The organism is Mesobacillus selenatarsenatis SF-1 (assembly GCF_000813125.1).
Classification (GTDB): Bacteria; Bacillota; Bacilli; order Bacillales; family Cytobacillaceae; genus Mesobacillus; species Mesobacillus selenatarsenatis.
Genome location: NZ_BASE01000035.1, coordinates 90,545 through 101,915 on the forward strand (window position 1 = coordinate 90,545; position 11,371 = coordinate 101,915).

Annotated in this window: 11 protein-coding genes; 8 read left to right on the plus strand and 3 right to left on the minus strand. The window is 42.4% G+C overall.

Features of this window, described 5'->3' with window-relative positions; genetic code table 11:
* Positions 1 to 33: 33 nt before the first annotated feature.
* The gene (gene aspA, locus TY49_RS08045; protein ID WP_041965387.1) at positions 34 to 1,458 is read left to right on the plus strand and encodes an aspartate ammonia-lyase; all 1,425 of its coding nucleotides are present in this window, start codon (positions 34 to 36) and stop codon (positions 1,456 to 1,458) included.
* A gap of 40 nt (positions 1,459 to 1,498) precedes the next feature.
* On the opposite strand, the gene TY49_RS08050 is transcribed toward aspA, so the two are convergent.
* The 3 genes from TY49_RS08050 to TY49_RS08060 all read right to left on the minus strand — a co-directional run bounded on the left by TY49_RS08050 (position 1,499) and on the right by TY49_RS08060 (position 4,276).
* Complete coding sequence (locus TY49_RS08050; RefSeq protein ID WP_041965388.1) at positions 1,499 to 2,749, minus strand: MFS transporter; 1,251 nt, start codon at positions 2,747 to 2,749, stop codon at positions 1,499 to 1,501.
* A gap of 11 nt (positions 2,750 to 2,760) precedes the next feature.
* On the minus strand, positions 2,761 to 3,363 hold the full coding sequence (locus TY49_RS08055) for a PadR family transcriptional regulator (RefSeq protein ID WP_041965389.1): 603 nt from the start codon (positions 3,361 to 3,363) through the stop codon (positions 2,761 to 2,763).
* A 124-nt stretch (positions 3,364 to 3,487) separates the two neighbouring features.
* A complete protein-coding gene (locus TY49_RS08060) occupies positions 3,488 to 4,276 on the minus strand; it encodes a Cof-type HAD-IIB family hydrolase (protein WP_041965390.1) in 789 nt (262 codons plus the stop codon).
* A gap of 155 nt (positions 4,277 to 4,431) precedes the next feature.
* Between TY49_RS08060 and TY49_RS24585 the strand changes: the two genes are divergently transcribed.
* The 7 genes from TY49_RS24585 to TY49_RS08090 all read left to right on the plus strand — a co-directional run bounded on the left by TY49_RS24585 (position 4,432) and on the right by TY49_RS08090 (position 11,157).
* A complete protein-coding gene (locus TY49_RS24585) occupies positions 4,432 to 4,581 on the plus strand; it encodes a lmo0937 family membrane protein (RefSeq protein ID WP_156972634.1) in 150 nt (49 codons plus the stop codon).
* Positions 4,582 to 4,785: 204 nt separating this feature from the next.
* Positions 4,786 to 5,415 (plus strand): NUDIX hydrolase, encoded by a 630-nt coding sequence (locus TY49_RS08065; protein WP_041965391.1) that lies wholly within the window; start codon positions 4,786 to 4,788, stop codon positions 5,413 to 5,415.
* Between the two features lie 288 nt (positions 5,416 to 5,703).
* The gene (gene dppA, locus TY49_RS08070; protein WP_041965392.1) at positions 5,704 to 6,528 is read left to right on the plus strand and encodes a D-aminopeptidase DppA; all 825 of its coding nucleotides are present in this window, start codon (positions 5,704 to 5,706) and stop codon (positions 6,526 to 6,528) included.
* 56 nt (positions 6,529 to 6,584) lie between these two features.
* Positions 6,585 to 7,517 (plus strand): ABC transporter permease, encoded by a 933-nt coding sequence (locus TY49_RS08075; protein ID WP_041965393.1) that lies wholly within the window; start codon positions 6,585 to 6,587, stop codon positions 7,515 to 7,517.
* Positions 7,517 to 8,470 carry an ABC transporter permease gene (locus TY49_RS08080; protein WP_041965394.1) on the plus strand — a complete coding sequence of 318 codons (954 nt, stop codon included), beginning with the start codon at positions 7,517 to 7,519 and terminating at the stop codon, positions 8,468 to 8,470. Before TY49_RS08075 ends, TY49_RS08080 begins: the two co-directional genes overlap by 1 nt.
* 5 nt (positions 8,471 to 8,475) lie before the next feature.
* Positions 8,476 to 9,471 carry an ABC transporter ATP-binding protein gene (locus TY49_RS08085; RefSeq protein WP_041965395.1) on the plus strand — a complete coding sequence of 332 codons (996 nt, stop codon included), beginning with the start codon at positions 8,476 to 8,478 and terminating at the stop codon, positions 9,469 to 9,471.
* A gap of 60 nt (positions 9,472 to 9,531) precedes the next feature.
* Entirely contained in the window at positions 9,532 to 11,157 is a 1,626-nt protein-coding gene (locus tag TY49_RS08090; RefSeq protein ID WP_269745724.1) for a peptide ABC transporter substrate-binding protein, read from the plus strand.
* The last annotated feature ends 214 nt before the right edge of the window (positions 11,158 to 11,371 follow it).

Below are 11,371 nucleotides of genomic sequence, written 5' to 3' on the forward strand. Positions count from 1 at the left end.
ACGAATTTTCACGTTTTTGGAGGGGTAGAACAAATGTCTGAGGTTAAAGTCCGTATTGAAAAGGATTTTCTGGGTACTAAGGAAGTTTTAGCTGATGCGTATTATGGCATTCAAACTTTAAGGGCTGTTGAAAACTTCCCGATAACTGGGTATAGAATACATAGTGAACTTATAAAGGCAATGGCCATGGTGAAAAAAGCTGCGGCACTTGCGAATATGGAAACAGGAAGGCTTTACGGCGGCCTTGGAGAGGTCATTGTAAAAGCTGCTGATGAAATTATCCAGGGGCAGTGGCATGAACAGTTTATTGTAGATCCAATTCAGGGAGGGGCTGGGACCTCCATAAACATGAACACGAATGAAGTAATTGCGAATCGCGCGCTGGAATTGCTTGGTGAGAAGAAAGGGGATTATTTCACATTAAGCCCCAACTCTCATGTGAACATGGCTCAATCGACAAATGATGCATTTCCTACTGCGATGCACATTTCTGTGCTATCCCTTTTGGACAAGCTATTGGATACTATGCAGATCATGCGCGATGTTTTTTCCCAGAAAGCAAGGGAATTTGATGCTGTCATAAAAATGGGCAGGACGCATTTACAGGACGCTGTGCCAATCCGTCTAGGCCAGGAATTTGAAGCATATACAAGGGTGATTGAACGCGATATCGACAGAATTAAGCATACTCGCGGCCATCTCTTCGAAGTGAATATGGGAGCAACTGCCGTGGGAACCGGGCTTAATGCCAATCCAAAATACATCAAAAATGTAGTCCGCCACCTTTCTGAAATCAGCGGATATCCTTTAAGGAATGCTGACCATTTAGTGGATGCGACACAAAATACCGATGCTTATACAACAGTATCTGCTGCATTGAAGGTTTGCATGATGAATATGTCGAAAATAGCCAACGACTTACGACTGATGGCGTCAGGTCCACGAGTGGGTTTCAACGAGATTTTCCTTCCTTCAAGACAGCCAGGTTCATCCATCATGCCTGGCAAGGTGAACCCGGTTATGCCTGAGGTCATCAACCAGGTTGCTTTCCAGGTTATTGGAAACGACCATACCATCTGTCTTGCTTCCGAAGCGGGCCAGCTCGAGTTAAATGTCATGGAACCAGTCCTTATTTTTAACCTGATTCAATCAATCAGCATCATGAACAATGGGTTCAAGGTGTTTACTGACCATTGTCTTGTAGGGATTGAAGCGAACAAAGAGAAGCTCGAAAAAGATGTGGAAAGAAGTGTAGGCATTATCACCGCTGTCAATCCGCACCTTGGTTATGAAGCGGTATCAAGAATTGCAAGGGAAGCAATACTGACAGGAAAATCTGTACGGGAACTTTGCCTTGCTTATGATGTGCTTACAGAAGAAGAGCTTGATTTGATCCTGAATCCATATGAAATGACAAACCCTGGTATAGCAGGGGAAGAACTACTGAATAAGGATTGATTGCAAAAAGCCACTGTCCCGTGACAGCGGCTTTTCCCTTTTAACTCCCAAAATTATTAAGTTCAGCTTTTCCGCTTGTTTGCTTTAGCCGTATAATCAAAGTGATTGTCCCCATGAAAAATGTAGCGATTCCAGCACCCATCAATACGCCAGAAACCCCAATCCATTTTGCGAGCAGTGCACCTGCTGCCGGAGCGACAAGCATAGAGAATGTTTGAAGTGACATTGCCGCCGCTGAAACTCTTCCCATCATTTTCCTGGGTGTTTCAGACTGAAGGACATATCCATATGGGACTCCTTCGGCTGATGCGAGAATTCCAAGCAGGAACGCACCTGCCATCCAAAGCATCTTAGGTAATTCAAATAATCCCATGACACCTGTTCCAATTCCAAGAATCAATAATCCGCTTATAACTGAGGCGGAAGCCATTAGGTGAATCGGCTTATGCTTCCAGTCCGTCCACCTGCCCAGGAAAAGTGCGCCTACTACACTGCCAAAACCAACGGAACTGACAAGTAAACCGAATTCTGACTGATCAAAACCAAGGTCTTGTGCCACGAAAATAAATAATCCGTCGTATAGAAAGATAATGAAAAAGGCAATGGAAGATAGTATGATTGCTGCTTTTAAAATCCTCGATGAAAAGATATGATTTATTCCTTCGGAAAGTTCTTTAAAATAAGACGTTTTTTGAGGTTCAAGGAGGTTATCTTCTGTTTCAATTTTAGGCAATGTCAATAAAAGCAATATTGCAATCAGAAACCCAGCAGCTTCAAAGACAAAGGGGCTTTTAACACCGTATAGAGCAATCATTCCACCACCTAAAGCGGGACCAACGATTTTCATGGTATTGACAGAAAGCTGACTTAAAGTCACTGCCTCAGGAAGCTCTTCCTCTGGAACCGTATGTCTAATTGCACTTTGTCTGGCAGGATCATACAAGGCGGAAACAGTAGCCTTAAGGAATACAAACAGAAGCAATACATATAGGTTAGGAGCGAAAAATAATCCGGCGACAAACAGTATTCTTAACGATAGGCAAGAGATCATAAATGTTTTTTTCGGAAGTTTGTCGACAAACACACTGGCAAGCGGTCCAATGATTACCCAGGGTATGCCCATGACAATGATCACGGAAGCGATTGCTGCTTCCCCCAGACCCCAATGGTATGCGACAATCACTTGTATTGCGATAAAATCGAGCCAATTCCCCAAGTCAGAAAATACCTGTGCGCCAAAAAGTGACCGATAAGCCTTGTTTCTTAGCGGTTTAAACATTCCTGCTTCCATGTCCCAGCCTCCTATTTATCTGCTTTCAATGCGGTTTTCCTCCGTGCAAGCTGTTTCTCACCAAGTTTTTTAGGATCCTGCCCGGCAGGCAGACTTTCTTTCTTTATGGAAGCAAGGGACTCTTCAATCCATAGGAGCTCAGCCTCGAGCTTTAACTCTGCGTATCTCATGGCCAGCATTCCTACGCTGCTTATATAAGAAGTATTGTTTTGTTTCCATCCTTTGACGAAATTTAAAATTTCCTGTGACTCCTCAGCTCTTGCTCTTAAATGGCCAGCAAGTAAGCTAATATCCATTTCATCGTGCCAGGCTGCGATTTTAATGAATAACTCATCCTTGATTGAAAGAGGCTCTGGCCTTTTTGCAAGCCAGCTTTCCAGCTCGATCCAGCCTTTTCCTGTCAGCTCATAAAGTTTTTTCTTCCGGCCTTCTGTATCAGTTTCAATTAAACTGATATAACCCTGTTCTACAAGCTTCTTGAGTTTAGGATATAGACTTCCGTAACTGATACCCCAGAACAGTCCCGCAGCTTTATGCTCAAACTCAGCCTTTATATCATAACCCGTACTAGGACGGAAGCTAATCACTGCAAGAATGGAATGTTCAATTGACATGGTCATTACTCCTTTATAAATATATATATATATATCAATTTGATATATCTTTATGATACGTTTTGTTTGAAGAAATGTCAAAAAAAAATAAATAATGGAACCTAATACGTTAGAGGTTCCATTTTTATTTCAATAAGCCAAGCGACTTTAAACCGTTATAAATTCCTGAGTCAGTAACATCTGTCGTCCTATGCTTTGCATGCTGGTACAAGTCGGGATGGGCATTTCCCATGGCAAATCCTTCTCCTGCAAAAGTAAGCATTTCTTTATCATTCATTCCGTCCCCGAAGGCAATAGAGCTTTCGCGCTCTATTCCAAGTTTTTTCAATAAGAATTGAATGCCTACACCTTTATTTACCTGATCTCGGATGACATCGAAGCAATGCTGCATCCCCTCAACGTTGACCTGTGACAAATGAATTTCATCATTGAAGTTGTATAGTCCCTCTCCGTTAACTCCTGTAGTGATAATCGTCATGCCGAGAATATCTTCGATGACTTCTTCTGTAAAAACATCATTCTGCCGCAAATGGAATTGCTGAAGGAAAGTTTTAACTAAACCGGAGTCCAGGTCAGTTAAATAATTTTTTGAATCGGTATACAAGACAACTTCATGATTATTTTCTTTTGCAACCTCCAGGATGTATTTTACATCCTCAGTATGCATTGGTTCTGCAAAGATTGTATCACCTTCATATATTCCCAAGGCTCCGTTGTATCCGATAAACGAGGAGATTTGAAGTTCTTGACCAAGCTCTTTAATCTCATGAATCGGACGTCCGGTAGCTAAAACAACCTCAATATCTTGTTTTTTCATTTCATTGATGGCCACTTTGGTGGAATCCTCAATACTATCATCAGGAGTTAAAATTGTTCCATCTATATCTAAGAATAATATCTTGTAGTTTGGCATAAGCTGTGCTCCTTAAATTGTTGTTTTTTTTAGTGTGACATATCGATGGCAAAGTAATCAAATATTTGATTAACCCTTATCACAACTAGCTTGTTTAATGTAAATGTCTAAGGGGTAAACTTTTATTAAGAATACAGCGAAAGGAGACGTTCCTAATGTTGTGGACAATAGCGAGTATATTACTGGTGCTCTGGTTATTAGGACTGATTTTCGAAATCGCCGGCGGCATCATTCACATTCTGCTCATCATCGGTATTATCTTGATTGCGTATAAAGCGATCAAAGGCCGGGCGACAGGATCATAATCTGATTGAAAGAGCAGCGGCATTCGGTCGCTGCTCTTTCATTTTTATAAAGCCTTGGTTTCGAACTGAAACGGAAAATTGTAACCTTGTTGTTTCGGCAAGTTAATAAATATGCTGCGATAAAAAAGCCGTTTTCTTTCTTTTATCGTGCTATTCATAATAAAATAAAATACATACTAAAACAGGGAGAGTGGATGTCCGATAATGAACATAAACCAGATTTCAAATACTTTATTGGGGCGGACACCCTCAATTTTGGGTCATGAAAAATTCATCAAATTCGCAGTATTGCTGCCGTTAGTAGAAGTTAATGGTGAAGTCCATATTCTATTCGAGGTTCGTTCCCTTAAAATGAGGAGACAGCCTGGCGAGGTTTGTTTTCCTGGCGGGAAATTAGAAGAGGGAGAGGATCCTCAAAAAGCAGCGGTCAGGGAAACTTCAGAAGAACTCGGGATAAAGGAAAGCGAGATTATTGATGTTTTTCCTTTGGATTACATGGTGTCTGCATTCGGCACAATTATTTACCCTTTTGCCGGTAGAATAAGTAATTTAAACACCATCATTCCTAATGAAGCAGAAGTAGGAGAGGTATTCACTGTTCCTTTGTCCTTTTTTAAAAAGAACCAGCCCGATAGTTATAAGATAAATTTTCAGGTTGAACCAGAAGACGGATTTCCGTTTGATTTAATCATTGGCGGCGAGAACTATAATTGGCAGACAAGAACGATGGATGAATATTTCTACAGTACGAATGGCAAGGTGATTTGGGGCCTGACAGCAAGGGTTCTAACCCATTTTATTGAATTAATGGAGCAGCATAATCTCAAAGGGTAGGAGCGCATATCATTGCGCTCTTTTTTTTACCCTAAACCATTATCTTGAAAAAACTGTTTTTAAAAGGACCCCGGGTACGGAAATGGATTTGGAAATTCATTTCCTCCACACTTAATAAATAATCAGGCTAAAAATATTATTCACTTAATAGTATTATTGGCGTTAATAAACTAGTGACAAATCTCCTATTTCCTTGAAATAACAGAAATTAATAGGAAAAAAGGTTGCGGTTGGTAGTTTTATTATTTATAATTTTAAGATAATTATTCATAGAAAGTTGGGTGAAAAATGAAATTATACATATCAGTGGACATGGAAGGGATTACTGGTCTGGTTGACCATACCCATGTTGACACTTCAAAGCACAATTACGAACGAGGCCGGAAAATCATGACTCAGGAAGCAAACTTTGTGATTGCGAAAGCATTTGAGACTGGCTGTCAGGAAGTCATCGTCAATGATAGTCACTCCAAGATGAACAACCTTTTAATAGAGGATCTTCATCCGGAAACACAGTTGATTACAGGAGATGTGAAACCATTTTCCATGGTTCAGGGATTGGATGAAAGCTTTGGTGGAGCAATTTTCGTCGGCTACCATTCAAGAGCTTCTATGAGCGGTGTGATGTCACATTCGATGATTTTCGGTGTACGTCATATGTGGATTAATGACGTTCAAATAGGAGAGCTCGGTTTCAACGCTTATGTAGCAGGTCATTATGGAGTACCTGTCATCATGGTCGCGGGGGATGATGGAGCAGCCCGCGAAGCAGAGGCACTAATTCCTGGCATTACAAGCGCCGTCGTTAAACAGTCCATTTCAAGGTCTGCGGCAAAATCTCTAACACCAGTAAAAGCCGGTGAATTGCTTTCTGAAAAGACAGAATGGGCTATTAAGAATCTGGATAAAGTGAAACCGCTTACTCCCCCTGAGAACCCTGTGTTAAGAATTGAATTTGCCAACTATGGACAGGCAGAGTGGGCAAACTTGATGCCTGGAACAGAAATTGAAGAAGGGACCACTATTGTCCGCTACCAGGCTAAGAACATTCTAGAAGCCTATCAAGCTATGCTTGTGATGACAGAACTCGCAATGAGGACGACTTTCTCATAGAATATTTTTCATTCACCTTAAGAACTGACATAAAGACATGATAAGGATGTGAGTTAATGCTCCATTACATACTTAAACGACTGGGCTCGATGGCGGTTACCCTGCTGGTGATCATCACACTGACCTTCTTCTTGATGCACTCAATTCCTGGTTCTCCTTTTAACGAAGAGCGGGCGACGAGTGAAGCAGTCCAAAAGAACCTTGAAAGTTTCTATCATTTGGATGAGCCTTTATACGTTCAATACTTTATATACTTAAAATCTGTCGCGACATTCGATTTTGGACCCTCTATCAAAAAGTCCTCACAGACTGTAAACGAAATGCTTGGAAGAGGATTCCCTGTTTCATTTGAACTGGGGATGATCACGCTGATCGTCGCGATTTTTTCTGGCATTCTTCTGGGAATCATTGCGGCACTTCGCCATAATGGCTTGATTGATTATCTTGCGATGACAGTTGCGGTAGTCGGTATTTCGGTTCCGAACTTTGTAATGGCAACCCTATTGATCCAGCAGTTAGCTGTAACCTGGGGGATTCTTCCGGTTGCTACCTGGACGAGTCCGAAGCATATGATTCTGCCGACTCTGGCACTTGCTACCGGGCCTATGGCAATCATCGCACGTTTGACGAGATCGAGCATGCTCGAAGTCATGACACAAGACTACATACGGACAGCAAAGGCAAAAGGGCTGTCACCTGTGAAAATCGTCTTCAAACATGCTTTAAAGAATGCATTACTGCCAGTTGTCACGATTCTTGGCTCATTGGCAGCTAGTATACTCACAGGAACTTTCGTAATTGAAAAGATCTTTGCGATTCCAGGCATGGGCAAGTACTTTGTCGAAAGCATCAACCAGCGTGACTATCCTGTCATAATGGGAACAACGATTTTTTACAGTACAGTATTGATTATGATGCTTTTCCTTGTAGACCTCGCTTATGGCATTCTTGATCCAAGGATCAAGCTTCATAAAAAGGAGGGAAAATGATGGCTCTGCGCAAACATCAGGAACCACCAGAAGTACCGTCAATTCCTGACGACTGGTTCGTTCCTATAGAAAAAAGTGACTCGGAAGCAGAAGCTGTTGTCAGGCCTAGCCTGTCGTATTGGCAGGATGCATGGAGACGCCTCCTGAAAAACAAGCTGGCCATGATGGGGTTATTCTTCTTATCTGTTTTGACATTCATGGCGATTTTCGGGCCTATCATTTCGCCACACACTGTTGACCATCAGGATTTGGTCAATCAAAATCTTCCGCCGTCAAGCGAGCATTGGTTTGGAACCGATGAACTCGGGCGCGACGTATTTACCCGGACTTGGTATGGCGCACGTATATCTTTATTCGTTGGCATTGCTGCAGCGTTGATCGATTTTCTAATTGGAGTCATTTATGGCGGGATTGCAGGTTATAAAGGCGGCAGGACAGACCATTTCATGATGAGAATCATAGAGGTTCTTTATGGGCTTCCATATTTGCTTGTAGTTATTTTAATCAGTGTAGTGATGGGGCCTAGCCTTGCAACAATCATTTTCGCACTGACGATTACCGGATGGATAGGGATGGCGCGGATAGTCCGCGGTCAAGTCCTGCAGATCAAGAACTACGAATACGTTTTGGCATCTAAAACATTTGGAACGAAAACAGCAAGGATCATCCGCAAAAATCTGCTGCCAAATACGATGGGACCGATCATTGTGCAAATAACACTTTCCGTCCCATCTGCTATCTTTGCTGAGGCATTCCTTAGCTTCCTTGGTTTGGGAATCCAGGCACCGCTTGCGAGCTGGGGATCAATGGCAAGTGATGCTTTGCCGGTTATTTTATCAGGTGACTGGTGGAGGCTGTTTTTCCCGGCATTCTTCATTTCAATGACAATGTTTTCGTTTAACGTTTTAGGTGATGGGCTTCAGGATGCACTTGACCCGAAGCTAAGGAGGTAGGCAACATGGAAAAAGTACTTGAAGTAAAGGACCTTCATGTTTCATTCAAGACGTACGGGGGTGAGGTTAAGGCTGTCCGTGGAGTCACTTTTGATTTACATAAAGGGGAAACTTTAGCGATTGTTGGGGAGTCTGGTTGCGGGAAGAGCGTGACTTCACAAAGTATCATGAGATTGATTCCGGAACCACCCGGTAGGTTTGATGGTGGCTCCATCGTTTTTAAAGAGAAGGATCTGACGAAACTGAAGGATTCTGAGATGCGAAAAATTCGCGGTTCTGATATATCAATGATTTTCCAGGATCCGATGACAGCATTGAATCCGACTTTGACAATCGGGGATCAGCTGACCGAAGGAATTCTCCAGCACATGAACCTGTCAAAGGAGCAGGCCAAGAAAGTAGCAGTACAGATGCTTGATCTGGTAGGAATACCGAGTCCACAAGTCCGCCTGAAACAATACCCTCATCAATTCAGCGGCGGTATGAGGCAAAGGATTGTTATTGCCATGGCGCTAGTCTGCCAGCCTGAAGTTTTAATTGCGGATGAGCCGACAACAGCGCTTGACGTGACAATCCAGGCACAGATTTTAGAATTGTTCCGTGATATCCAGAAAAAAACAGGTGTCTCGATTATCCTGATAACCCATGATTTAGGGGTTGTTGCACAAGTCGCAGATCGGATCGCGGTCATGTATGCTGGTAAAATCGTCGAAACAGGTACAAGGAGAGAGGTTTTTTACAATCCACAGCATCCATATACGAAAGGGTTATTGAACTCTGTTCCGCGTTTGGATGTGGATGGTGCTGAGCTGATACCTATCGCCGGGACTCCGCCTGATTTATTCTCTCCGCCAGTTGGATGTCCGTTTACAGCCCGGTGCCCATATGCAATGGAGGTCTGTGACAAAGTCTACCCTTCAGCAACAAAGCTTTCCGACAGCCACGGTGTGGACTGCTGGCTACAGGATGAGCGAGCGCAAAAATTGCTTGCAAACAGATAGTGTTCAAACAGGCTAATGCCTTTTTGATATAATTTTAAGTCAACATAAGGGGGGAACAGAGTGAAAAAGTTATTAACCATGCTCATGGCAGCAATGCTTGTGTTCACGATGGCTGCATGTACCGCCAACGATAATGCAGGGAAAGAAAAAGATGGAAACGACAGTGGGGAAAAAGGAGAGGAAAAGGTCCTTTATCTAAACAATGGTCAGGAACCAACATCATTTGACCCGCCAATAGGTTTCGATTCTGCATCTTGGAACGCTTTGAACAATCTGATGGAAGGTCTTACGCGACTAGGTAAAGATCATCAGCCAGAAGCTGCAACTGCAGAAAAGTGGGATGTATCTGAAGATGGAAAGACATACACATTCCACATTCGTGAAGATGCTAAATGGTCCAACGGTGACGCTGTAACAGCAAAAGATTTCGAATTCGCCTGGAAGCGTCTTTTGGATCCAACAACTGGATCAGCTGCTGCTTTCCTCGGTTATTTCATTGAAGGCGGAGAGGAATTCAACAGCGGAGAGGGTTCTGCTGACAATGTAAAAGTAAAAGCAGTAGATGACAAGACGTTTGAAGTTACTTTAACAAGTCCACAGGCATATTTCTTAAGTGTCATTGCCAATCCGGCATTCTTCCCGATCAACGAAAAGGTAGCGAAAGAAAATCCAGAATGGTTCTCTGAAGCTGACTCATTCGTAGGTAACGGACCATTTAACCTTGGAAGCTGGGAGCATGACACAAAATTCGTCATGGAAAAGAATGACCAGTATTGGGACGCTGAAAACGTAAACCTTGACCGAGTTGAATGGGCGATCGTAGACGACACAAACACTGAATATCAAATGTATCAAGCTGGGGATCTGGATGTTTCCGATGTACCTGCTGAATTAAGTGATAAGTTGTTTGAAGAAGGTAAGGTACAGGTTGAAGATCAGGCAGGAGATTATTTCTACCGCTTCAATGTTACTAAAGAACCGTTCCAGAATGTAAATATCCGTAAAGCCTTTGCACTTGCTGTTGACCAGCAAAAAATCGTTGACTTTGTTACAAAGAACAAAGAAAAAGCTGCATATGGATTTGTTTCTCCAGGATTCCAGGATCCTTCAGGCAAGGATTTCCGTGAAGTAAATGGAGATTTCAATAAAACTGATGTAGAAGAAGCGAAAGCACTGTTGGAAAAGGGAATGGAAGAAGAAGGTTACACTGAACTTCCTGAAGTTACTCTGACATATAGTACAAGTGATGTACACAAAAAGATCGCTGAAGCTTTACAGCAAATGTTCAAAGAAAACTTAGGTGTTGAAGTCAAGCTTGCGAACATGGAATGGAACGTATTCGCGGAGGAACAGAAAGCACTAAAGCACCAGGTTTCCCGCAGTTCATTCCTTGCTGACTATGCAGATCCAATCAACTTCCTGGAAAACTTCCAGACTGGCCACTCCATGAACCGTACTGGATGGGGCAATCCGAAGTATGATGAGCTTATTCAACAAGCAAAAAATGAATCTGACGAAGCAAAACGTTTTGAATTAATGTATGAGGCAGAGAAGATTTTGTTTGAAGAAGCACCAATCTTCACTGTTCACTTCTACAACCAAGTTTATCTTCAAAATGAAGCTGTAACTGATGTTGTACGCCATCCGGTAGGATACCTTGAATTAAAGTGGGCAGATAAGAAGTAAAATTTCAAGAAAGAGGTGTTCACCTTGGAACACCTCTTTTTTACTAGTACATACTATTTGAAAATATCCTTAATACATATGAATCTTTTTTTTGCGGCAAAGCAGGCCTGTTGCTTTTACCTAGAATGGTTTGGCAACTGAATCTCGGGAAGAGCAGGGTATCTGCTTTTACCCAAAATGATCCATCAACTGCATTTGGGGCAAAGCAAGACAG